Here is a 22,660-nt window from a genome sequence, read left to right on the forward strand (position 1 = left end):
TTGTGATCCTCCTTTTCGTTAACTATAATGAAATTATGATTCAAGAAGGAGTAGAAAAATGGCTCGTTTTTCGTTGGAAGAGTTTTTGAATAACAGTGATGAAGAAATAAAAATGAGTGACAAGCAGAAAAAAATCCTGATTGCAGCAATTGAAACATTTTCCGAAAAAGGGTTTGCAGCCACTTCAACAAGTGAAATAGCTAAAAAAGCAGGAGTCGCCGAGGGGACAATTTTCAGGCACTATAAAACGAAAAAGGATTTATTGATGTCGATAGTCATGCCGATTGCTAAAATGATTACACCTACATTTGCGAAAAGCTTCAAGAAAGAAGTTTTTGAGCAAAGCTATCAATCCTTTGAAGAATTTGTCCGCGAGATCATTTCGAACAGATTTGATTTTGTCAAAGCTAATTTCCCTGTCATTAAGATCTTTATACAGGAGGTTTTCTTCCATGAAGAGCTGCAATCTCATTTTAAAAAATTATTTTCTGAACATGTCTACCACCCTTTTAAGCAAAAAGTTGAGGCTGCAGTAGAAAAAGGCGAACTCGTAGAACTACCTGCAGACACCATCATCAGGCTCATAGTGTCATCAATCATGGGATTGGTTGCCGCACGTTTTATAGCTGGAATTGAAATGGATGAAAAAGAAGAAATTGAACGAACAGTTCAGTTTGTGATGAGGGGAATTAGAAAAGAGTGATGATTTCGCTCTCTGACCAATAATTCTTGTTAGATTTTGATAGATTTATGAAATTAGTGGGTAGAAAATCCTCCATGAAAAAATAAATGTACTATTTTTGTTAACGAAACTAAACAATTCGTTCAAAAAGTGTTAACATATAAAAGTAAAATAAAAAATTCTTGAGTTTGCATTTTTAGAGGGGAAGACTGTTTATCTCATTACTTAATTAAATTTAAGTCTGAATGTTTATTTCTGCATATGTTTGTGCATAAATTCACAATCTTATTTCATGAGTGAGATAGACAAGGTGAAAAATCCCCTTCAAAAATAGCCTATTTCTTAATGTAAAGGAGAATTGGATATGCCAGAAACAACCGATCAAACAACCGTATCTGTTAGTCAAGGCCAACGTGATTTACTTGATCAGCTGCTTAAACCTGAAGTTCAAGAGTCATTGACTATATTGGTTGACCAGCTTCCAAAGCTTACAGAGTTAGTAAATATTTTGACAAAGTCTTATGATTTTGCACAATCCGTCGCTTCGGATGATGTTTTGAAGAATGATACTGTTAGTGCAATTACTGAAATGCTCGACCCTGTTAAAGAAACTGCGAAAGAAGTTGCTGCAACTGCAATTGAAGCAAAAGACCGTGCAGACGAAAGCAAAGAAATAATCGGGATTTTCGGGTTGCTGCGTATGATGAAAGATCCGCAAGCACAGAAGCTTTTCCGTTTTGCCCAAAGCTATATGCAAATTATGTCAGAGCGTGAAAACCAAAAATAATATAGAAATTATATTAGAAATAAGGACGGAGGATGCACGATGTCAAAACATATTGTAATTTTAGGCGCTGGTTACGGCGGAGTCCTATCTGCTTTATCAGTTCGCGATCATTACAGCAAAGAAGAAGCGAAAGTAACAGTAGTTAATAAGTATCCGACTCATCAAATTATTACTGAGCTGCACCGCCTTGCAGCTGGCAACGTATCTGAACAAGCAGTGGCTATGCCTTTAACGAAGCTTTTCAAAGGTAAAGACATTGACTTAAAAATTGCTGAGGTCAAATCCTTCTCTGTTGATAATAAAGAGGTTGCTCTTTCAGACGGTTCAACTTTGTCTTACGATGCCCTTGTTGTTGGTCTTGGAAGTGTAACAGCTTACTTTGGCATTCCAGGGCTTGAAGAAAACAGCCTCGTATTAAAATCTGCAGCTGATGCGAATAAAGTTTATCAGCATGTGGAAGATCGCATTCGCGAATATTCAAAAACAAAAAATGAAGCAGATGCTACAATTCTAATCGGGGGCGGCGGATTAACAGGCGTCGAATTAGTCGGCGAGCTTGCCGATATTATGCCGAAGCTTGCAAAAAGCTACGGTGTAAATCCTAAGGAAATCAAACTAAAATTAGTTGAGGCTGGTCCGAAGATCCTTCCAGTATTGCCAGATGATCTAATTGTACGTGCTACAGAAAGCTTGGAAAAACGCGGCGTCGAATTCTTAACAGGCCTTCCTGTAACAAATGTTGAAGGAAACGTTGTTGACCTAAAAGACGGACAAAAAATTAAAACAAATACGTTTGTTTGGACCGGTGGAGTTCAAGGGAATCCGCTAGTCGGCGAGTCTGGCCTAGAAGTTAACCGCGGCCGTGCCACTGTTAACGATTTTCTACAGTCCACTTCTCACGAAGATGTATTCGTTGCTGGCGACAGCGCAGTGTACTTTGGCGCTGACGGACGTCCATTCCCGCCAACTGCGCAAATTGCATGGCAAATGGGCGAGCTGATCGGCTACAACCTTTACGCATACCTAGAAAACAAAACACTTGAAACGTTCAGCCCGGTAAATTCCGGTACACTTGCAAGCCTTGGCCGCAAAGATGCGGTAGCCATTATTGGCGCAAACTCTACACCTTTAAAAGGTCTTCCTGCGTCCCTAATGAAAGAAGCAAGCAACGTACGTTATCTATCACATATTAAAGGGCTTTTCAGCTTAGCTTACTAAGCTCCCGCATGCAAAATAAAAAGGCATTGTTCAATTTAAATTTGACAATGCCTTTAATTATTTTGACGTTGGTGAAACAGTAACTATAGGTAATGTGATTCCTTGCTCAGGATTTGTGCCTTTCCCCTGACTTATGTGCCGCTTTCCTGGTTTATGTTCTACCTCCGTGATTTATGTGCCAGCTTACCCAATTTATATGCTCCTTCCGACCGCAAGCTTATGCTTTTCTCTCCCGAAAATGCCGGCCGCTTCTGGCTTCCATCACCCAATATTCTTATTGAACTGGCTTTGGTACAGTCCGAAATAAAAGCCTTTTTGCTTGATCAATTCGTTGTGTGTCCCTTTTTCGGTAATCCTGCCGTCTTCAAGAACGATGATTTGGTCGGCGTTTTGAATGGTGTTCAGCCGGTGTGCGATAACTACACTCGTCCTTCCTTTCATCAAATACCCGAGCGCTTCTTGAATCTTTAATTCAGTTACAGTATCAATGCTGCTGGTGGCTTCGTCTAAAATGAGCAGTACGGGATCTGCCAAAAGGGCTCTTGCGATAGAGATTAACTGCTTTTGGCCCTGGCTGATTCCGCCGCCATTTTGATTAAGTTTTGTCTGATACTTATTTGGCAGCTTTTCAATAAAAGCGTGAGCATTGGCATGTTTTGCAGCCTCAATCACTTCCTCTTTACTTGCATCGAGCCAGCCGTACCTGATGTTTTCCAATATCGTCCCTTGAAAAAGAAAGGAATCCTGCAGGACAAAGCCCATATGCTTTCGAAGGCTTTCTCTCGTAATCTGCCTGCTGTCATGCCCATCAATATAAATGTGTCCGCTGTCCGGTTCATAAAATCTCGCAAGTAAATTGGTCACCGTCGTTTTTCCAGCTCCGGTTGGACCGACAAAGGCGATGGTTTCACCCGGCTGAATGGTGAACGTTAAGCCGCTGACTGTTTTTTCGCCTTTTTCGTAGGAAAAGGCGACATCCTTAAACTCAACTTTTCCTTTATTGATTGTATGATGGCCGGCGCTTTCTTCGTCCTCTGTTTCTTCCCTTTCATCTATGATATCAAATACACGTTCAGCCCCTGCGATTGCAGAAAGCAAAGTATTAAACTGATTGGCTAAATCATTCAGGGGACGCGTAAACTGTCTGGAATACTCTGCGAATATCACGATCTCTCCAATTGAAATGGCGCCATTCAAGGCAAAAATGCCGCCGATCCCTGCAATAATCGTAAAACTGAGGTTGTTTAGCATATTCATAACCTTTGGAATAAAACCGGAAATCGTTTGCGCCCAAAAGCCCGATGTTTTCAACCGTTCACTTTTTTCTAAAAAGGAGGTGACGACTCTTTCCTCTTGCGAAAAGGTTTTAACAATCCTCTGTCCATTAATCGTTTCTTCGATATACCCATTCAATTCTCCTAAATTTTTTTGTTGTTCTTTAAACAGTTCTCCCGTTCGGTTTGTAATCCACTTCATCCCAATCGCCATCAACGGAATAATCGTCATTGTCAAAAGTGTTAGCAATGGGCTTAAATAAAGCATGACTGCGATTGTTCCGATCAGTGTCAAAACACTGGAAAGCACCTGTATGGCCGAGCTATTTAGTGTCGAACTTACGTTTTCCATATCATTTGTTACTCTGCTCATCAGCTCGCCGTGCTGGCGCTTGTCAAAGAAAGATATCGGCAGCTGATGCAGACGGGAAAAAAGCTCATTTCTAACCGTATAAACCGTCTTTTGAGAGATATTAATCATCCAGTAATTTTGGAGCCAGAGGGAAGCGGAATAAATGATATATATGACAAAAAGGGCAGCAAGAATCAGCAGCAAACCGTTCGTTTTGTTTTTTACGATGTACTCATCTATCGTAACACCGATTAAAAACGGGCCTAAAAGGCTTAAAGCAGAGCTTAGGATAACCATCGAAAACACAAGAAACAGCTTTGTTCTCTCTTTTGCAAGATAACTCCATATCCGCTTTAATGTACCTTGCCAATCTTTTGCTTTCGAAGCTCTTTTTACCGATTGATCTTTTTTGTTTCTGTCTAGCTTTTTATATCGAAAAGGATCAGTAATTTGCCTGGACATAGTTCAATGACTCCTTTCCGAACTGAGATTTATATATGCGTTGATAAAGCTTTGATGTGCGCACCAGCTCTTCGTGTTTCCCTTTCTCTAAAAGCTTTCCGTCCTCTAAAAGTAAAATCTGGTCTGCCTTCATCGCCGTACTTATCTTTTGCGTGATAATAAATAAAGTACAATCATAATCATTAATGGCTTTTAATAGAAGCGCTTCTGTTTTTAAATCAAGCGCGCTTGTGCTGTCATCGAGAAAAAGCAGCTTAGGCCTGCGAACCAATGCTCTTGCAATCGACAATCGCTGTTTTTGTCCGCCAGATAGATTGACTCCTTTTTGCCCTAGCACGGTTTCATATTTATTTGGGAGCCTGTCAATCGTATCGTGTATTTGAGCGCTTTTCGCAGCAGCAATCACTTCATTCATTGTGGCATCTTCTTTTCCCCATCTGATATTCTCCTTGATCGTGCCTGAAAAAAGCAGAGCTTCCTGCGGAACGAAACCTATTTGCTTACGAAGCTGGTGAATTTTATAGCCTTCTATCGGCTGATTATCAATCATAATTGAGCCTTTATCTGACTCATACAACCGTGGAATTAATTGAAAAAGTGTTGATTTCCCCGATCCTGTCGCCCCCATAATTGCAATTTTCTCACCGGGATAAGCTGTAAAAGATAGATCATGAAGGACTTCCGTATTTGTTCCCGGATAGCGAAAGGAAACATTACGGAATTCAACTTTCCCTCGAATAGCTGCCTCGTTGTTTCCTTCTTGCCGATCGGCTTCTTCCGTGTCAAGGACCTCTGAAATTCGTTCAGCTGAAGCCTTTGCACGAGAAAACCCCATGATAATAAAAGCAACCATGGAAAGTGCCCCTGTAATACGTGTCGCGTAATTGACAATTGCAACCACTTCCCCGACCTGTACCTGTCCATTGCGAACATCAATACTACTGATCCATAGGACCCCAAGCAGCCCAAGATTCATCAGGAGGAGCAGAACAGGCATTGACGATTCCATTAAACGAAGCGCATAAATCGTCTTGTCCTTCAACTTATCATTAGAGGCAATAAATCGTTTCACCTCATGCTTTCCGCGAATAAGCGCCTTAATCAGCTTCATTGCTGCTAAGTTTTCCTGCATAATAGCGTTCACGTGATCCAGATTACGTTGAACAGCTCCAAATATGTTGGCGCCTTTTTTTAGAAGCCAAAGTAAAAAAAAGAACAACAACGGTGTCGTAATCAGAAGAAATAAACCTAGCTTTACGTTGACAGTAAGAGCCATAATCATGCTTCCTGCGATTAACAGCGGAGCTCTTAACATGATCCGTAATCCCATGAAGATAATATTTTGCAGCTGGGTGATATCATTGGTTAAGCGAGTAATATAAGAAGAAGACGGAAATTGGGCGAAAACAGAAAAAGAAAAGTCTTGAATTTTTTCAAATAACGCCTTTCGGAGATTAAAACTGAGGCTTTGGCTTACATGCCCGGCGTAAAACGAATTAATAATGCCAGAAGCAAAAGAAAAAATTGTTGCTCCCACCATAATTGCTCCCCACAATAGGACAGCTTGATAATCGTTTGCCATGATTCCTTCATCAATAATTTTCGCCATCAAGAGTGGCTGCACCAGCTCTACAGCTAGCTCAGTGAACATGAAAAACAGAGCAATCCCTATCGCCAGACGATAAGGCTTAAAAAAAGAGAAAACTTTTGCCATAAGTAAGCCCCCAGAGATTTCTTTCATTTTCTTTTGACACTCGAAATATTTGCTTTATGTATATTATTAGATTATACTCTATCATCGCCTAATTTAAAGAAAAAATTAAAAAAAGCCTCCTGATATGAGGCTTTTTAGCGGACAATTTTTTCTGCTTGTCTAGCTTTCACGGCTTCATCAACTACTTCCTTTAACGATTTTCCGAAACCCGCTTGCATGACAGCAGCGTATGCACCTTCTACCAGCGGCGCATCTGCCAGCTCAACTTCAATATCCTCCTCCAGCAGCTCGATTGCCATTTCCGCATTCATTACGGCGCTGCCAAAATCAAAAAAAACGGCCACTCCATCACCTGAGTTTACGGATTCAATCGCTTCTTTTATTTTTATCGCGCTTGTTCCGATTTCTCCGTTATCTGTTCCGCCAGCGTCTGCGACGTTTATAGTAGGCATCGCCTGCTTAACTAAATCAAAAACTCCTTTTGAGAGATGAGGGCTATGGGATATGACGACCAGACCTACTGCCATTTATAATTCCTCCTCTTTAATTGCTTGAACAAGTGCTTCAATGATATAAAAGGTTGACTGGGCTCCGGGGTCAATATGGCCAACAGAACGTTCTTTATAATAAGATGCACGACCTTTTTTTGCTTCTAGATCTTTTGATTTTTCTAAGGCCTCTTTGGCAGCGTCTCTTATTTCATCAACTGCAGCTGCTTCTTTCTTTTCTTGTAACAGCTGAGCTACGGGTGCCCATATATCAATCAGCGTTTTATCGCCTATATCAGCCTTACCGCGCTGCATCATGCCTTTTGCAGCTTCATGAAATGCTTCTCCCAGCTGTTCCATTCCAGCCTCTTCCAGCTCTTTTAGCGGTCTGCTCATCTTCAAAAATGCAGTGCCGTAAAGAGGACCTGATGCACCGCCCACTTTTGAAATAAGAGATTGACTGACAGCCCGCAGCACAGCGCCGATCGACTCAAGGTTATCAACCCCATTAGCAGCCTCCCTGAATCCTCTTGCCATATTTAAGCCATGATCTCCATCGCCTAATGCTTGATCTAGTTGATTCAGTGACTCTTTTTCTTGTTCGAGAATATCTGCTGAGTTTTTTATCCATTTTTTTGCGGTTTCCGTTGTGAATGTCATCTTTTTCAACTCCCTGATTCAGATTGGATGAACGCCGCTGTTTGTGCTGGTGCCAGGAGGAGTTCCTTTAAGCCGGAATCAAGCTTAGCCAAAGTTATCGAAGCTCCGGCCATTTCTATCGCCGTCATAAATTCTCCGACATATGTGCTCCCAATTTGAATTCCTTTTTCCTCAAGCACGTCTGCCGCTCGATTATTTAACACGTAGAGCTCCATCAAAGGAGTCGAACCAAGACCATTTACCATGACCGCCACTTCATCTCCTTTTAGGAGATCCAATTCAGCTGTTAATTTGTTTAATAGCAAATCAGCAATCTCATTTGCTGTTTTCAGCTTTTCTCGTGATAAACCGGGCTCCCCGTGGATTCCGATGCCAATTTCCATTTCCTCATCACCGATTTCGAATCCAGGATTTCCGGATCCCGGCACATATGCAGGTGATAGTGCCACGCCGAGGGTTTTTGTTTGACTGATTAACTTTTCGGCAGCAGCTTTTACCTCATCCAAAGACCCGCCTTTTTCAGCCAGGGCTCCGGCAGCTTTGTGTACCAAAACCGTTCCGGCTACCCCTCTTCTCCCCGTCGTATGTGTACTGTCTTCTACTGCGATATCATCATTTACAATCACCTGCTTAACTTCGATCCCTTCGTCTTCGGCCAGCTCAGCAGCCATTTCAAAATTCATTACGTCACCATTATAATTCTTAATGACAAGCAAGACTCCCTTTCCCTGGTCGACTGCTTTAATCGCTTCAAAAACCTGGTCAGGTGTTGGAGATGTAAATACCTCTCCCGCAACAGCTGCATCCAGCATCCCTTTTCCGACATAACCCGCATGAGATGGCTCATGCCCGCTCCCGCCACCGCTAACAATCCCTACCTTTGGAGTTTCAGAAAGCTGCTTTCTAACTATGACAGTGGTGTTAGGCATTCTTTTCACAACATCAGAATGCGCTTTCACCATTCCATCCAGCATTTCGTCTACTATCGTTTCAGCATCGTTTATTATTTTTTTCATCACCTTTTCCCCCTTAAACTGACATATCCATCCGTCAGATATTTTTTGTTTTCCTTTTCAGGAGTATTAGTAAACGTAATTTGCAGTTTTCTTGAAATCGAATTTATTATAGAATTGGTATACTCATATACGACACCTTAACAAAGAAGGAGTATTTGCATAGTGGCACCTTTAAACGAAGAGCAGTTGCAACAAATACGTGGTGAACGGAAAGAACAAATTATGGAAGCGGCTCTTAAAGTCTTTGCTCGCAGAGGCATTATTGGTACTAAAATGAGCCTGATAGCAACTGAAGCGGGAATCAGTCCCGGACTTCTTTACCGCTACTTCAAATCAAAAGATGAGCTTTTTAATACCCTTGTTCAGAATGCCATGAAGGAATCAGTTTCAGAAATAGGGAACATCTACCATCTTCCAGGTTCACCGATGGATAAAATAAAGATTTTGACAGAACACATACTTGATGAAAGCGGGCAGCTTTATTTCTTGCTCGTTCATCAAGCCCGCACGTCTGAGGAAGTGCCGGAAGAGACGAAGCAGCTTATCGAACAGCATTCATTAGATACTTTTGTTGATCTATTGGAGTCATTATTCATAGAAGGACAAAAAAACGGTGAAATTGCGGCGGGTGATCCGAGAAAGCTGATTGCAAGCTATTATACCGTTCTATCCGGTCTTATGACATTGAATATTCACGGAGAGGACAGCTACCATATGCCGGAAGTTGACAGACTGTTAAGGATAATATCAGCTGATTAAATCAAGGTTCCAGGCGGACAGGCTATGTCCAGTGGAATATATTTTTTGAAAAGAGGGCAACCGATGATTGAAACTACAGATATTATAACAACTTTAGAAGAGCTTCAGCTAAATAACTGGCAGCCGCTGCAGACGATGGTTTACGATGGGTGGATTCTACGATTTGCCGATGGCTATTCAAAACGGGCAAATTCAATACAGCCGCTCTATCCATCTACATCTGATCTTGATAAAAAGATTGCTGAATGTGAACAGATGTATGCAAGCAAACAGCTGCGGACAGCATTTAAAATGACCCCTTCCGTTTTCCCAAGAAATTTGGACAAGGTACTGGATCAAAAGGGATACGTGATTGAAGACAGGGCAAGTGTACAAATTCTTGATTTAACGGATATAAAAAATCCTTCTTTTCCAAATATAACGATTGATGAAACACTTCTTGACAGCTTTGATGATTATTGCAAACTATCAGGCATTCCTGATAGCCAAAAAGCTACGGTGAAAAGGATGTTTTCAAATATTAGGACAAAAAAAGCCTTACTTTCTCTAACCATTAATAATACTGCAGTTGCATACGGACTTGGAGTGATAGATCGGGAATATCTCGGAATATGGGGAATTGTAACGGATCGAAAGCACCGAAAACAGGGACTTGGCGAACAGTTACTTTTGAACCTATTGCAATGGGGCAAAAAGAACGGAGCAAAATCGAGTTTTCTTGTGGTCGTTGCTAACAATCAACCAGCTTTAAATCTATATTCTAAAATTGGATTTAAAGAGAAATACCAACAGTGGTATCGAGTAAAAGAACAACAGACTTACAAATAGGCAGTAACTCCCTAAAGTGCGGGTTTTACTGCCAGTTTATTCGGGAGAAGGATTTTTAATTCATTCACAGCCGGTGCCGTCACCATCACGATCGAGGTGGTTTCCATAGCCAAGGTCACCCTTGTGGATCGGTGCAGCTCCAGCATTTTTGACTTCAGTACAATTTTTGTAATGTATGTCATCCTTCTCATCGCTGGAAATATTCGAGTTGACACTGCGGGTATTATCTTTTTCACTAACGAATCCTTTGTCTGTCGAGTAATCTTCAATGGACCAAATCCCCAGCTGCTTCTTTTTTGCATAAGCTTGTGCATTTTCATAAGCGTCTAAATGCCTCGTATTGGGAGGATAAACATACGCAACACGTGCCGAACCTTCTTTTACCAACTGCTCCTGTACAGACTTACCATCTACATAAACGTAGGCCAACAATCGTCCGTATTTATCAGTTCGATCGCCGACGTCAAACTCGATCGTGATCTCTCCGCCATTAATCAGCTGTTTATTGCGGTTATATGCCTCTTTTCCAAATGGTTGCGCACCTAATCGCGGGTGCTTCGTCTCGGGCGTATCAATTAAAAGGTAGCGGACGGTTTTTTCTTCACCATTATAAAGAACTTTTATTGTGTCACCATCAATTGTTTGAACCAATTGAACAGGTATTTGATCGGTTGTTCCTGCTGTTTTTACAGGGTTTTCTTGTTTCGGTTTGTTTTCTTCCGCCTTAGGCTCATTATCCGAGGAATAATCCTCAACTGTGGCGTAAGGGCTCATCTCTTCATAATTTTCGCCACCGCATCCAGACAAAAACAAAAGCATTCCAAGTCCTAATACAGACATTCGCTTTCCTGGCTTTATTCGTTTTCGACGAAACAATATATGTAAAAATAACTTCACTTTATAAACTCCTTAATTTGTCATTCGTAGAGGTCGTAATTATCAATATGACATAAATACTTTCCTATTGTAACATGAAAATCTATTGCTTTATTACAAAAATTAATTTTCGTTGATATTTTTGTTACATTTTTGCGACAAAAAGAAAACCTTTCATTTGGAAAAGGCTTCTTTAAATGCGGACTAAGAATCCTGGCTCTGTAGTCAAATTCCATTTTTCAATAGAAGATAATTGCTTTAGAGCATGCTCTAAGGTGTAAAATAAAGCATAAAACAAGAGATAACCAATCAAATAATGCCATAAAAAGAGAGGGGAATAAGGATGAATCGTAACATCATATATTTGCTAGCTGCCGGAAGTTTTTTAACAGGTACAGTCGCTTTAGTGATTTCAGGTATTATTGATGTTATTGCTTCAGATATGCATATTTCTGTGGCTATGGCTGGACAAATGATGACTATATATTCATTTTCCTCTGCGATTGGCGCTCCAATCATCGTTATGTACACAGCAAAATGGGAACGAAAAAAAGTTTTGTTATCTGTTTTGATTTTATTTGTTATTGGAAATGCTTTAACTGCGGCAAGTTCTTATTTACTTTTGCTTCTGTTGGCACGTATTATCCTGGGCATTAGCGGCGGGGCGTACATAATCGTAGCTATATCGATGGCATCAAAATTAGCAGTACCGGAAAAAAAGGGCAACGTGATCAGCATTATTATGACAGGCTACAGCAGTTCTTTGGTCTTAGGTGTACCATTAGGTGTTTTGATGACAAATTGGATGAATTGGCGGTGGATTTTTCTGCTGCTGGCTCTTGTCACTTTATTGACTATTGCTGGTATTGCTCGCCTTGTACCAAAGATCGAAGGGCATGCATCTGCATCCTTCAAGAAGTCATTGTCGCTTTTTACAACGGTACAGTGATTAGTGCATTGTTTTTGAGCTTGTTTTGGATCATGGGCTATTATGCTGTTTATACTTATTTGACACCATTTCTAAAAAATAATGTACATATGGATACTACGATGATAAGTGTCGTTTTATTAATTCTGGGTATTTTTTTCAATGATTGGATCGCGGTTTGGCGGTTATAGTTCGGATCGCTTCTGAACCACTCGCACATTGGTTTTATGCCTATTGATTCATGCTTTATCATTGATATGTATACCTCTTTTAATAGGAAGCTTGATGAGTACAGTATTGGTCTTGTGATTTGGATGTGTGCGTCATGGATGACAGGACCTTCCACGCAGACTTATTTTGTACAAGAAGTTCCAGAATCATCTGAACTGCTCATTAGTCTTAATATTTCCGTTTTGCAGCTGGGATCCGCTTTAGGAGCAGGGTTTGGCGGAGTAGTTGTAAATTCCACTGCCTCTACTGCCCACAATCCTCTTATTGGTGGATGTGTTGTCATTTTAGGGTTGATAGCAGCTCTTATTTCCTTTTCGCTTCGAAGGAAAGCTGCTGTAAAAATAGATAAAGCAGGATGATTGATTAGATTATATAAATAAAAGCCTGCAAATTGTGGCAGGCTTCTTTATTATTTACTGTTTCATTCTGGAACAACGAGCTGTCCATACGGGCTTGATACAATTTCATGATTTTCCATTACTGTTGTTCCACGGACAATCGTTCCAACAGGGACACCTTTTACTTTAAAGCCGTCAAACGCTGTTACCTTGCTTTTGCTATGAAGGTTTTCTCTTTTTATTACCATTTCTTTGTTCATATCAACAATCGTAAGATCAGCGTCACTGCCAATAGCAAGGGATCCTTTTTTCGGGTAGATTCCGTACTGCTTTGCTGGATTCTCAGCTAACACTGCGACTGCTTCGTTTAATGTAATTTTCCCTTCACTAACAGCATTCAACATGAGCGGAGCAAGCGTCTCTACTCCGCATATGCCAGCCGGGATCGACCACAGCTCGCCGTCCTTTTCCGCTTCCGTATGAGGAGCATGGTCAGAGCAAGCAATGGAAACTGTTCCATCCTTTATCCCCTTCCAAAGCTCATTTTGATCCTTCCTATACTTTACAGGAGGATACACTTTCATCTGAGGACCGATTTTCTCGTAATCTTCATTGCTTAAAAAGAGATAATGCGGACAGGTTTCAGATGTAATAGGATAGCCCTCTGCCTGGGCCCGTCGGACATGCTTGACTCCTTCTGCTGTACTCACGTGCAAAATATGCAGCCTTGCTCCGGTATTTTTAGCCATGGCGATACCTGTTTGTATCGTAACCTCTTCTGCAAGATTTGGCCTGCCATCCAGCAATGCCTCATAATCATTTCTCCCTTCAGCTTCCACTTTATCTGTCAGCCGCTGGATGATTTGATTGTTTTCGGCATGAATCGCCAAAATTTGTCCTGTCTTTTCCACCTCTTTAAAGATATCGTATACCTCTCCATCCGTTAGCGGCGGAATCACTCCAGGGTCTCCATCTTTATAATTGTACATCAGCTGATACGTTTCACTGTTTATCGCATAACCCCAGAAAAATTTAAATCCGATTACACCTGCTTTATGAAGCGGCAGGATATCCTTGCGATTTATATCGCCGAGGCAAATGCCCCAGATGCCAAAATCAACATGGGCTTTCGGAGTAAGGTTATCCTTTTGCTTGTTGAAATTTTCAACCGTATTTATCGGCGGATTAGTATTTGGCATTTCAAAAACAGTCGTTATTCCTCCGGCTGCAGCAGCCCTTGTGCTGTAATAAAAATCTTCTTTATACGTTGGGCCTGGATCCCTTGAATGAATATGCGTGTCGATAAATCCCGGCAGAACGTATAAGCCTTCTGCATTCGTTTCCTTTACTGCTTCTCCCGATAATTCGTTTGATGCAATGGCCGCGATTTTTCCGTCTTTGATATAAAGATTACCTTTGATGAATTCGCAGTCTGAATAAATGATGCCGTTTTTTATGACATGGTCCCACTTCACGATGCTCAGCTCCTTTATGTGTATTGAATTTTGCCAGTTAGCTCTTTTAGATCGTTTATGTGATAAAGCTTCATATAGTCTGCGATCTCTTCAATAATCGACAGCATCGCGGTCGGCTGAACAAACGTTGCTGTTCCTACTTGCACTGCACTTGCACCTGCAAGAAAAAACTCTATCGCATCCGCTCCGTTCATAATTCCACCGCAGCCGATGATTGGAAGGCTTGTTGCTTGATAAACCTGGTGAATCAGGCGGACAATGAGAGGTTTGATAGCTGGACCTGAAACACCGCCGATTTTATTTGCGATCTTCGGCTTTCTCGTATGAATATCAATCGCCATTCCAACAAAGGTGTTTGCCACGTTCAATGCATCTGCCCCGCCTTCTTCTGCAGCCAAAGCAATTGTTTCGATGCTGGTCACATTCGGAGAAAGCTTGGGAATAATCGTCTTATCCGTCACCTGTCTTACGATTTGAACCAAACGATAGGTCGCTTCTTCGTCCATTCCAAATGCCAAGCCGTTGTTTTTTAAATTTGGGCAAGAAATATTCAATTCAAGCCCCGATACGGCGTCCATGAGCGCCAGTTCTTCACAAACCTCGGCAAATTCCTCGATGCTGTCTGCCGAAACACTTGCAATTAATGGGGGACGGAATTGAGAATAAAAGGGGACGGTATGCTCTTTATAATAGGAAAGTCCTTTGCTTTGAATCCCGATTGAATTGATCATTCCAGATGTTATTTCACAAACGCGGGGAGTCGGATTTCCTTTACGCTTGTTTTTCGTAATGCTTTTTGGGACCAAAGCGCCCAGCCGATTAAAATCAATCAGCTCCGCCAATTCCTCGCTAAATGTTCCAGATGCCGGCATTATTGGATTTTCAAGAAGAAGCTTCCCGATTTTCACGCTCATTTCCATTATGATAAAACCACCTTTTCAAGAGGAAAAACGGGTCCTTCCCGGCAAATTCTAACGGATCGGATTTCATTCTGTTCGCGTATATCACATACACAGGCAAAGCATGCTCCCATGCCGCAGCCCATATTTTCCTCTAGTGCAGCCTGTGCAAACAGCCTATGTCTTATTGCAAGCGTTTGAAGCATCGTCGTTAGTCTCTTTGACCCGCAAGTATAAACGGAATCCAGCTTCTTCTCCTTCATTAAATTTAAAACGAGCTTTTCTACCCTGCTTATTTCACTTGTGCCGTCTTCGTCTGTTACCGCCAGGACGGATACTCCTGCAGCTTCGAGCTCCTTTTTCACCAATACATCTTTCTCTGATCTCGCACTCAGAATTGCGGTGCATGGAATATTCATTTTGACAGAATGATAGGCCAATGCCGAAAGTGTAGCGATCCCAACACCTCTCCCGGCAAGTAAAATACCACTTGAAGATTGATTGATAGAAAATGAATTTCCGAGTGGCCCTAATATACTTAGAGACTCGCCTGGCTGCTTCTCAGAAAGTTTTTTCGTTCCTGTCCCTTTGACAAGATAAAGAAATTCCAGCGTATTTTCGCGTTCATTGATTTTGTAGATGCTGAATGGCCTTCTAAGGATTGGAGCGTGCTCGTTGCTGCATTGAATATGAAAGAATTGTCCCGGTTTTACACTCGAAGTCATGAAATTGGAGATATTCAAAATCATTTTCCAATAACGCGCATTCACTTGAAAGTTAGACAGAACGGTAGCTTCAGACAGGTTCATTTACGCTCTTCCCCTCTTTATGGACGATCGCTTGTTTTAGTACAGCGGCTTCCAATACATCAATTCCTGCTAAAATATCATCCAACGCTGTGTATTCGTCAGGGTGATGGCTCACTCCATCCTTCGACGGAATAAAAATAAGGCCAACCGAACCGAGTTTTGTCATATGCATTGCATCATGGCCCGCACCGCTTTGCAGCAGTTCATACGACAATCGTTTTGCTTCACATTCAGCTTTTAGTTCATTCAAAATATCGGTAGATAGCATGACCGGCCGTTCTCTGCTAATGATTTTGCTTTCTACGTTTAAGTCCCGCTTCTTTTTGATGCCGGAAATTTTCTCCTCAATCCGCTTTAAGACGCGATCTCTTGACTTGACATCAATTCCTCTAATGTCTATTTTCATTTCGACTTTTCCGGGCACCACATTCATTGCACCGGGATGCACGATTAAATCTCCTACCGTAGCTACGGTGCCTTCCTTCTGCTCCATTTTTGCGCTCGCTTCTGTTTCAAGCGCAAGCTCAGAAGCGGCAAGAAGAGCATCCTTCCGCATGTGCATCGGCGTTGTTCCGGAATGTGAGGCTTTGCCGTTAATAGTGACGAGTAATCGTATGGGCGCTGCGATTCCAGTGACGATCCCGATTTTCTTGTTTTTATTTTCTAACACCGGCCCCTGTTCGATATGAAGCTCAAGAAATACCTTGAATCGTTCTTTCGTCCGGTTAGCTTGATCGATGCTTTCAAAATCCAACGCGCAATCAGAAAAGGCTTTATCGATTGACGTTCCGTTGCGATCTTTTAAATGACGGATTTTATCCTTTTCAATTAATCCTGCCATTGCTTTGCTTCCAATTGTTGAAACACCGAATCGCGAAGATTCCTCGCAAGCGAATGAAATAATTTCAATCGGATGATCCGTTTCAATCCTTTTTTCATTTAATCTTGTGATGACTTCTAGAGCAGCAGTCACACCTACTGCCCCGTCATACTTTCCGCCTTGGTAAACAGTATCCAAGTGAGATCCCATCACAACAGGGGGAAGACTTGGATTTTTCCCGGGCCGCCTTGCGATTAAATTTCCGCTGGCGTCCAACCGAACCTCCAGATGCTGATCCTTGCACATTCTGATAAAACCGTGCGTGCAAGCTTGTTCCTCATTGCTGAAGGCTATCCGGGTGATTCCTATTTCCCCTGAATTATATTGATTGACTTTTTCTAATAAGTTTTGATATCGCTCTTTAGTCATACGGAGCATCTCCTATAAATTTGCGTATAAACATAGTGAGGAAAGAGTTACAATTCGATGTAGCCTTTCCCATTTTGAATCAAAAGCTCTGTTCCAAATTCACTGGAGAGCTGCCTTAGCTCAGATAAGATTTGTTCACCGTGAGCCTTGGAGACAAATTCCGGCTTGCCTCTCCCCGCTCTTGACGATTCAAATCCCAGTGAAATCGGCACTAGCTCAACGCCGCGAATTTCACCATCACAGTAGATAATCGAAGCAATAACAGATTCAAACACTTTCGGATTAGCTGCTAACCCTCTTGTACCATTGTCGCTTCTCGCGTCAAAACCGTCTGCAGTCTGATGGGTTGGCCCCAGCTGATAGAGCTCGTAAAAATCGGCAGGCTGTCTCTCTACCGTATCGTTCTGAAAAATAAAGTCTCCTAAACTATAAAAAATCGGTCTGTTATTATAAATTTCAATCCCTCTTAAAATATGGGGCCCGTGTCCAATAACCGCATGTGCTCCTTTTTCAATGTAGGCTCTGCAAAATTCTTTCACAAAATCGGCCGGCCTGTCTTTGTAATCCCCTTTCATCTCGTGGGAATGAATGCTTACCAAGACGAGATCAGCCTGACGACTTGCTTCCTCTATCGATCGATAGATACGTTCAGTGTCTTTTTCGTCCATCCTTGTGATCGTTCCTGGCTGTCCTTCTTCAAAGGAAAGATTAGAAAACGAGTATGAAGAAGAGTGATCAGTGGAAAATCCCTCTTTTACGTTTAAATTCCGAGTAGCATTAATTTCAGTTTTCGATTCTATTTCTTTCAGCTTTTCTAAATTCTCTTTCGTAAGCCGATGGATTTGTTTATGGCCCAAAGGGTTGATTCCTGGCCTTCCGGGAACATCAGGTCTTTGTTCTCCTGCCCGATGCCAATTTTCAAAGGTGGTTGTTATCGATATCAAAGCCACTCTTCCTTTTTTTGTTTCAAAGTACTTAGGCTGTGCAGCTTCTGCTAAGTTTCTGCCAATCCCTGCATATACCCAGTTCTCTTTCTCCAAATGTTCAATCGTACAAAGCAAGCCTCCATGCAGCCAATCAAGGCTGTGATTATTAGCACAGGCCATCATATTCATACCGATCCAATCTAAATCTTGAAGGACAAAAGGCCTGGCAGCCGCCCACGTCCCACCGCTCGTAGCAGATGGATATTGATCAAAATGATGAACAGTTACTTCAAAATTAGTAAACCTCACATCAAAATCGTGTAAATAATCCCTGATGTGTTTCAGTTTTTCTTGATTGTAAGGAATTCTTTGTGTGATAAAGGAGTCCCCAGTCAAAGCAATTCGAATAGACTCTTCCATGATCGTGTCCTTTCTCATAGCTGTATCGAGCTTAGCTGATGCATTGATCGCAGATGTTCACTCGCTTCGTCGGATACTTGAAGGAGCTGTGAGATGATTTTATCCTTCTCTTGATCAATCTGGCTCGTTTCGCCAACCAAACTCAAACTGATTCTCGTATGGTGATCATTATGAAAAATAGGTGCTGACAAAGCCGATACTCCGATTTCAAGCTCCTGAAGGCAGCATCCGATCTTCGTTTTTCGGATTTCCAGCAATTCATCCTTAAGTACGTCGGGCTTTTTTATCGTATAAGGCGTGTATTCTGTAAAAGACACGTTTTGGAGAATTTCTTCTATAAGCACATCCAGCTGGAAGGCCAAAATCACCTTTGAAGCAGCAGAACAATGGAAAGGCATTCTTTGGCCAACGTGAACAAAGTATTTATTTCTCAGGTGAGATGGCTGGTGGGTATAGGTACAGTACACCTGCTCATCTTCATACCTGCATAAATAAGAATACAGCCCCGTTTGATTCGATATTTTTTCGCAATACTGCCCTAAGAGGCCAATAGGATCCTGCCCCCGAAGAAATTGACTCCCCCATAGCATCGCTTTTGGTCCTAGCGTATATTGCTTATTCTGTGGCAGCTGTTCGACAAGCCTGTGGGATTGCATGCTCTTCAGCATTCTGTGAACAGTCCCTTTACTTAGCCCTGTTATTCTGGAAAGCTCACTTATTCCAATACCTTCAGCTGGACTTTCACTGATAAGATCCATAACTGCAGTTAAGCGGTCTAGCCATTCCAATATCTATACACCCTTTGTTTAGTAGTTTCAATCTTAATAAAAGCAGCTTCCTTAAATATGAAACTTAAGGAAGACTTCTTTTTAATCCAGCTCTTTTCCTTTCGTTTCCGGGATTAAGAAAATAAAAGAAAGAGCGGATAATACATATATTCCTGAAAGCAGGCTAAGCGCATAGCTTAAAGAATGATTTAGAGAAATGTAGCCGATAATTAAAGGAGCAAAACCGGCAACTGCACGTCCTACATTAAAGATGACATTTTCTGCTGTTGATCTTGCCCCCGTAGAATAATGCTCAGCAAGCAATGCTCCGTAACCACCCATCATGCCGTTAACAAAGAAGCCCAATACTCCTCCAAGCACCAATAAAACGATTGGAGTGCTTTGCTGGAAGTAAATCCAAATGATAACTGCTGCAGATAAAAGAAAAATAAGATATGATGGCTTTCTGCCTATTTTGTCTGCAAGAATTCCAAATACAATGATTCCAATAATCATTCCGACAATCGTTACAACAGTCCAAACGGTGGTTTTATTAAATGTATATCCCAATTCATTCGCCAGCATTGTCGGCATCCATGTCATAATTCCGTAAAAGCCGAAATTTTGAACGCTGGTAGCGATAATCAATCCAATTGTAGTTGCTGTCGTTCTAAGCGATGAAAACAAATGGCCGATTGCAATTTTATTTTTCTTATCATGTTTAAGTTGAAGCCACTGTTCTGGCTCTTCAAGATTTTTGCGGGACCAAAAAGCGAGTAGTGCAGGCACAATACCGGCTACAAACACACCTTGCCAGCCAAAAGCAGGAGAAATAAATAATACGGATAAAGTTGCTAATACAATTCCAAGCTGGAAGCCTACGGCTACGATCGACGTTGCCCTGGAGCGGTATTTTTTCGGCCAAGCCTCACTGACAAGCGTCATTCCAATTCCGAATTCTCCGCCAAGCCCGAGACCTGCAAGAAAACGAAAGACCATTAATGTTTCCATGTTCGGAGAAAGTGCACAAAGGCCGGTGAATACCGAAAAAATTAAAATCGTCCAAGTAAATACCCGGACACGCCCGTATTTGTCTGCTAAAATACCAAAAACGATTCCTCCGATTACTGCCCCCAATAGCGTGATCGTAGAAATACTTCCTGCTTCAGCTGGATTTATGCTGAAATAGGCCATGATCAACGGCATAGTAAAGGAAAGGATCATCATGTCCAATCCGTCCATTGCGTACCCTACTGTGGAAGCCCATAGCGTTTTCCACTGATAGCTGCCAATTTTAGAATTTTGTTTGTAACCTGATGAATTCTCAACAACTTCTTGACTCATTTTTCCAGCTCCTTTATATTAAATTGACGGTTTTTCGTTCCATTTATCGGAACGGTGTTTCATTAATTTGAAAACATGTGCTTATCTTATCTATCATTTTTTTAGCACGCTACTTTTTTGTTAGAAGACCTTCCGATGTTTTGTTTTTTATAAAGGCTTTATAAAAATATTTTTTATATCTGAACAATTTTTATAAATTTGTAAAATAATGAGAGTGGATAGAATAGAAAACATAGCACAGCAGAATATGGTTTTATTACGAAATCTCTTGCGCGTGAAGGCATTTACGTTCTGAAGCTGAAAAAGAAAGAACTTAGCAGGAGACCCTGTATCGTTTTTTATGTTTCTTGTAATAGTAGTATTATCAATATTAAACCCAATATTATTTTCAATGAAGAGAACAAAGATTTCTAATTTTGACACTTAATATGTCTTTATCAACATGATCGTTTAACAGAGCCAAATTAAAAAAGAACCGGAAGTATTTTTCCGGTTCTTTTCAATCAAATTCTTAGTAGTTTAAAAACTTCACGCAAACCGCATAAGGGGCAGGAACATCTTTCTGTACAAGCTCAAGCTTTCCAGTTTCGATATCACGTGTAAACAAAGCCAATGTTCCAGTTTCCTGATTTGAGGCTATTAAAAATTTCTCCGTCGGATCAAAAGCAAAGTCTCGCGGCCAATGCCCTTCCGTTGATACCCGCTCGACAAAGCTAAGCTTCCCTGAACTTGGATTTACCTGAAATACCGCAATGCTGTCGTGTCCGCGATTTGCTGCGTAAACAAAGTTTCCGTCCTTTGTTACGTGAATCGCGCTACCTTGACTATTTTCATTGAAGCCTTCAGGTAACGTTGATATAATTTGGATTTCTTGAAATTCTGCAGGCTCCGGATTGTATGCGAGAACCGCGACTTCATTGCTTAGCTCTGAAAAGACATACGCATATTTTTCATTCGGATGAAATTCAATATGCCTTGGCCCTGATCCAGGTGTGAAGGAATGGCTGGTAACCTCACTTAACAATCCGTTGATTAATTGGTACAGGACGAGCTTATCTATTCCAAGGTCGACACTTACTACATACTTTTCATCCGGAGTAAAGCCGGCAAAATGGGCATGAGCCCTTTCCTGCCTGTCTTCGTTTGGCCCTCTTCCTTCATGGGTAACAAAAGAGGTAGCTGGATTTAGACTGCCGTCTTCGTTTACCTGATAAGCCACGATCGTTCCGCTATGATAGTTGGCGGAAACCACATATTTTTTTTCTGAATCCACACTGACATGGCAAGGGGATCCTCCATCAGAAATTTGATTATTTACTAATGATAATTCTCCTGTTGCAGCATCAACCCTATAAGCAGCCACACCGCCCCTGTCCCCTTCTTTAATGACGGAATATAACATTTGATTATCTTTGCTAATATTCACGTAAGTTGGACCGTCCAATTTCGCAGCAAGTTTAGGCTCGCTTAGACGTGCTTTTTCCGTATCCAGCTCAAATGTATAAATCCCCTCGCTGTCCCCTTTTGTATACGTGCCGACATATCCTATGTATTTTGCCATTTTTGTGCCCCTTTCTCATCAATTGTTTCTCCTATTATAACTGAGGAATATTAATTTTTCGATCTTTACTCATTTCTTACATGCTATAATGAAAGCGATAACATTAGTAGGGGAGGGACTTGAGATCATGAAATTCATCATTAAAGGAATTTCAATTACTATTTTATTCATTCTTCTTACTTCATGCAAGGATAATCAAGCACACTCGGAAAAAGCAGTGCAGGAACCGATAAAGGTTGAAATTTTAGCGCCAAACGAACTATCGATAGACAAAACTGTTAAACTTCAAGTTAAGGTCACCCAGGCTAACGAGAGCGTCAATGATGCCGATGAAGTAGAATTTGAAATATGGAAAGGCGATGACCGTGACCATTCTGTAATGTTACCCGCCAGGAATGTAAGAGATGGAATTTATGAAGTCAGCAGGTCGTTTGATGATGAAGGGATCTACAATATCCAAACCCACGTAACTGCACGCAGCATGCACTCCATGCCGACAAAACAAGTGGTTGTTGGAGATGTTAATAAGGACGTTCAAGAGGAGCATTAATATCGAATTTTATAATAAAAATACAGGAGCATCTATCTCGGCTCCTG

22 protein-coding genes are annotated in these 22,660 nt (G+C 41.4%); 8 read left to right on the forward strand and 14 right to left on the reverse strand.

Annotated elements, in window-relative coordinates:
* The first annotated feature begins 58 nt into the window (after nucleotides 1–58).
* The 3 genes from JOC74_RS20710 (at nucleotide 59) to JOC74_RS20720 (ending at nucleotide 2,687) form a co-directional block, all read left to right on the forward strand.
* Nucleotides 59–703 (forward strand): TetR/AcrR family transcriptional regulator, encoded by a 645-nt coding sequence (locus tag JOC74_RS20710; RefSeq protein WP_053602114.1) that lies wholly within the window; start codon nucleotides 59–61, stop codon nucleotides 701–703.
* 343 nt (nucleotides 704–1,046) lie between these two features.
* Nucleotides 1,047–1,469 (forward strand): helical membrane plugin domain-containing protein, encoded by a 423-nt coding sequence (locus JOC74_RS20715; RefSeq protein ID WP_053602113.1) that lies wholly within the window; start codon nucleotides 1,047–1,049, stop codon nucleotides 1,467–1,469.
* A 39-nt stretch (nucleotides 1,470–1,508) separates the two neighbouring features.
* A complete protein-coding gene (locus JOC74_RS20720) occupies nucleotides 1,509–2,687 on the forward strand; it encodes an NAD(P)/FAD-dependent oxidoreductase (protein ID WP_053602112.1) in 1,179 nt (392 codons plus the stop codon).
* Between the two features lie 261 nt (nucleotides 2,688–2,948).
* On the opposite strand, the gene JOC74_RS20725 is transcribed toward JOC74_RS20720, so the two are convergent.
* From JOC74_RS20725 to dhaK, 5 genes are all read right to left on the reverse strand, one after another.
* The gene (locus JOC74_RS20725; protein WP_053602111.1) at nucleotides 2,949–4,775 is read right to left on the reverse strand and encodes an ABC transporter ATP-binding protein; all 1,827 of its coding nucleotides are present in this window, start codon (nucleotides 4,773–4,775) and stop codon (nucleotides 2,949–2,951) included.
* On the reverse strand, nucleotides 4,756–6,489 hold the full coding sequence (locus JOC74_RS20730; protein ID WP_053602110.1) for an ABC transporter ATP-binding protein: 1,734 nt from the start codon (nucleotides 6,487–6,489) through the stop codon (nucleotides 4,756–4,758). The genes JOC74_RS20725 and JOC74_RS20730 overlap by 20 nt, the downstream gene beginning before the upstream one ends.
* 134 nt (nucleotides 6,490–6,623) lie before the next feature.
* Entirely contained in the window at nucleotides 6,624–7,016 is a 393-nt protein-coding gene (gene dhaM, locus JOC74_RS20735) for a dihydroxyacetone kinase phosphoryl donor subunit DhaM (RefSeq protein WP_053602109.1), read from the reverse strand.
* Complete coding sequence (gene dhaL, locus JOC74_RS20740; protein ID WP_211086308.1) at nucleotides 7,017–7,637, reverse strand: dihydroxyacetone kinase subunit DhaL; 621 nt, start codon at nucleotides 7,635–7,637, stop codon at nucleotides 7,017–7,019.
* Nucleotides 7,638–7,642: 5 nt separating this feature from the next.
* Nucleotides 7,643–8,653, reverse strand: coding sequence for a dihydroxyacetone kinase subunit DhaK (dhaK, locus tag JOC74_RS20745; protein WP_053602107.1), 1,011 nt, complete (start codon nucleotides 8,651–8,653; stop codon nucleotides 7,643–7,645).
* Nucleotides 8,654–8,815: 162 nt separating this feature from the next.
* Here dhaK and JOC74_RS20750 point away from each other — a divergent pair, with 162 nt between their 5' ends.
* Both JOC74_RS20750 and JOC74_RS20755 read left to right on the forward strand, forming a co-directional pair.
* Nucleotides 8,816–9,412, forward strand: a complete 597-nt coding sequence (locus JOC74_RS20750; protein WP_053602106.1) for a TetR/AcrR family transcriptional regulator — start codon at nucleotides 8,816–8,818, stop codon at nucleotides 9,410–9,412.
* A gap of 63 nt (nucleotides 9,413–9,475) precedes the next feature.
* Nucleotides 9,476–10,240, forward strand: a complete 765-nt coding sequence (locus tag JOC74_RS20755; RefSeq protein WP_053605941.1) for a GNAT family N-acetyltransferase — start codon at nucleotides 9,476–9,478, stop codon at nucleotides 10,238–10,240.
* A 60-nt stretch (nucleotides 10,241–10,300) separates the two neighbouring features.
* Here the strand turns inward: JOC74_RS20755 and JOC74_RS24040 are convergent, their stop codons facing one another.
* Entirely contained in the window at nucleotides 10,301–11,137 is an 837-nt protein-coding gene (locus tag JOC74_RS24040) for a thermonuclease family protein (RefSeq protein WP_053602105.1), read from the reverse strand.
* A 322-nt stretch (nucleotides 11,138–11,459) separates the two neighbouring features.
* On the opposite strand from JOC74_RS24040, the gene JOC74_RS20765 reads away from it, so the two are divergent.
* Together JOC74_RS20765 and JOC74_RS20770 are read left to right on the forward strand one after the other, a co-directional pair.
* Entirely contained in the window at nucleotides 11,460–12,065 is a 606-nt protein-coding gene (locus JOC74_RS20765) for an MFS transporter (RefSeq protein ID WP_053602104.1), read from the forward strand.
* 206 nt (nucleotides 12,066–12,271) lie between these two features.
* Nucleotides 12,272–12,634, forward strand: coding sequence for an MFS transporter (locus JOC74_RS20770; protein WP_148564296.1), 363 nt, complete (start codon nucleotides 12,272–12,274; stop codon nucleotides 12,632–12,634).
* Between the two features lie 62 nt (nucleotides 12,635–12,696).
* Here the strand turns inward: JOC74_RS20770 and allB are convergent, their stop codons facing one another.
* From allB to JOC74_RS20810, 8 genes are all read right to left on the reverse strand, one after another.
* Nucleotides 12,697–14,088 carry an allantoinase AllB gene (allB, locus tag JOC74_RS20775; RefSeq protein ID WP_053602102.1) on the reverse strand — a complete coding sequence of 464 codons (1,392 nt, stop codon included), beginning with the start codon at nucleotides 14,086–14,088 and terminating at the stop codon, nucleotides 12,697–12,699.
* 14 nt (nucleotides 14,089–14,102) lie between these two features.
* The gene (locus JOC74_RS20780; RefSeq protein ID WP_192841129.1) at nucleotides 14,103–15,008 is read right to left on the reverse strand and encodes a dihydroorotate dehydrogenase; all 906 of its coding nucleotides are present in this window, start codon (nucleotides 15,006–15,008) and stop codon (nucleotides 14,103–14,105) included.
* Nucleotides 15,008–15,796 (reverse strand): dihydroorotate dehydrogenase electron transfer subunit, encoded by a 789-nt coding sequence (locus JOC74_RS20785; protein ID WP_053602100.1) that lies wholly within the window; start codon nucleotides 15,794–15,796, stop codon nucleotides 15,008–15,010. Before JOC74_RS20785 ends, JOC74_RS20780 begins: the two co-directional genes overlap by 1 nt.
* Nucleotides 15,783–17,045 (reverse strand): Zn-dependent hydrolase, encoded by a 1,263-nt coding sequence (locus tag JOC74_RS20790; protein ID WP_053602099.1) that lies wholly within the window; start codon nucleotides 17,043–17,045, stop codon nucleotides 15,783–15,785. Before JOC74_RS20790 ends, JOC74_RS20785 begins: the two co-directional genes overlap by 14 nt.
* Before the next feature lie 47 nt (nucleotides 17,046–17,092).
* On the reverse strand, nucleotides 17,093–18,391 hold the full coding sequence (locus tag JOC74_RS20795) for a CapA family protein (RefSeq protein ID WP_211086309.1): 1,299 nt from the start codon (nucleotides 18,389–18,391) through the stop codon (nucleotides 17,093–17,095).
* 14 nt (nucleotides 18,392–18,405) lie between these two features.
* On the reverse strand, nucleotides 18,406–19,179 hold the full coding sequence (locus JOC74_RS20800; protein WP_053602097.1) for an IclR family transcriptional regulator: 774 nt from the start codon (nucleotides 19,177–19,179) through the stop codon (nucleotides 18,406–18,408).
* An 81-nt stretch (nucleotides 19,180–19,260) separates the two neighbouring features.
* A complete protein-coding gene (locus tag JOC74_RS20805; RefSeq protein WP_211086310.1) occupies nucleotides 19,261–20,502 on the reverse strand; it encodes an MFS transporter in 1,242 nt (413 codons plus the stop codon).
* Between the two features lie 511 nt (nucleotides 20,503–21,013).
* Nucleotides 21,014–22,063, reverse strand: a complete 1,050-nt coding sequence (locus JOC74_RS20810) for a lactonase family protein (RefSeq protein ID WP_053602095.1) — start codon at nucleotides 22,061–22,063, stop codon at nucleotides 21,014–21,016.
* Nucleotides 22,064–22,190: 127 nt separating this feature from the next.
* On the opposite strand from JOC74_RS20810, the gene JOC74_RS20815 reads away from it, so the two are divergent.
* Nucleotides 22,191–22,613 (forward strand): FixH family protein, encoded by a 423-nt coding sequence (locus JOC74_RS20815; protein ID WP_053602094.1) that lies wholly within the window; start codon nucleotides 22,191–22,193, stop codon nucleotides 22,611–22,613.
* Nucleotides 22,614–22,660: the final 47 nt, after the last annotated feature.

Source organism: Bacillus capparidis (genome assembly GCF_017832095.1).
GTDB lineage: Bacteria > Bacillota > Bacilli > Bacillales > Bacillaceae > Bacillus > Bacillus gobiensis.

Excerpts from the sequence above, each read along its gene's own strand:
- JOC74_RS20710 (WP_053602114.1), top strand. The coding sequence starts at position 59 with ATGGCTCGTTTTTCGTTGGAAGAGTTTTTGAATAACAGTGATGAAGAA.
- JOC74_RS20715 (WP_053602113.1), top strand. The coding sequence starts at position 1,047 with ATGCCAGAAACAACCGATCAAACAACCGTATCTGTTAGTCAAGGCCAA.
- JOC74_RS20720 (WP_053602112.1), top strand. The coding sequence starts at position 1,509 with ATGTCAAAACATATTGTAATTTTAGGCGCTGGTTACGGCGGAGTCCTA.
- JOC74_RS20725 (WP_053602111.1), bottom strand. The coding sequence starts at position 4,775 with ATGTCCAGGCAAATTACTGATCCTTTTCGATATAAAAAGCTAGACAGA.
- JOC74_RS20730 (WP_053602110.1), bottom strand. The coding sequence starts at position 6,489 with ATGGCAAAAGTTTTCTCTTTTTTTAAGCCTTATCGTCTGGCGATAGGG.
- dhaM (WP_053602109.1), bottom strand. The coding sequence starts at position 7,016 with ATGGCAGTAGGTCTGGTCGTCATATCCCATAGCCCTCATCTCTCAAAA.
- dhaL (WP_211086308.1), bottom strand. The coding sequence starts at position 7,637 with ATGACATTCACAACGGAAACCGCAAAAAAATGGATAAAAAACTCAGCA.
- dhaK (WP_053602107.1), bottom strand. The coding sequence starts at position 8,653 with ATGAAAAAAATAATAAACGATGCTGAAACGATAGTAGACGAAATGCTG.
- JOC74_RS20755 (WP_053605941.1), top strand. The coding sequence starts at position 9,476 with ATGATTGAAACTACAGATATTATAACAACTTTAGAAGAGCTTCAGCTA.
- JOC74_RS20765 (WP_053602104.1), top strand. The coding sequence starts at position 11,460 with ATGAATCGTAACATCATATATTTGCTAGCTGCCGGAAGTTTTTTAACA.
- JOC74_RS20770 (WP_148564296.1), top strand. The coding sequence starts at position 12,272 with ATGCCTATTGATTCATGCTTTATCATTGATATGTATACCTCTTTTAAT.
- JOC74_RS20780 (WP_192841129.1), bottom strand. The coding sequence starts at position 15,008 with ATGGAAATGAGCGTGAAAATCGGGAAGCTTCTTCTTGAAAATCCAATA.
- JOC74_RS20785 (WP_053602100.1), bottom strand. The coding sequence starts at position 15,796 with ATGAACCTGTCTGAAGCTACCGTTCTGTCTAACTTTCAAGTGAATGCG.
- JOC74_RS20790 (WP_053602099.1), bottom strand. The coding sequence starts at position 17,045 with ATGACTAAAGAGCGATATCAAAACTTATTAGAAAAAGTCAATCAATAT.
- JOC74_RS20795 (WP_211086309.1), bottom strand. The coding sequence starts at position 18,391 with ATGGAAGAGTCTATTCGAATTGCTTTGACTGGGGACTCCTTTATCACA.
- JOC74_RS20805 (WP_211086310.1), bottom strand. The coding sequence starts at position 20,502 with ATGAGTCAAGAAGTTGTTGAGAATTCATCAGGTTACAAACAAAATTCT.
- JOC74_RS20810 (WP_053602095.1), bottom strand. The coding sequence starts at position 22,063 with ATGGCAAAATACATAGGATATGTCGGCACGTATACAAAAGGGGACAGC.
- JOC74_RS20815 (WP_053602094.1), top strand. The coding sequence starts at position 22,191 with ATGAAATTCATCATTAAAGGAATTTCAATTACTATTTTATTCATTCTT.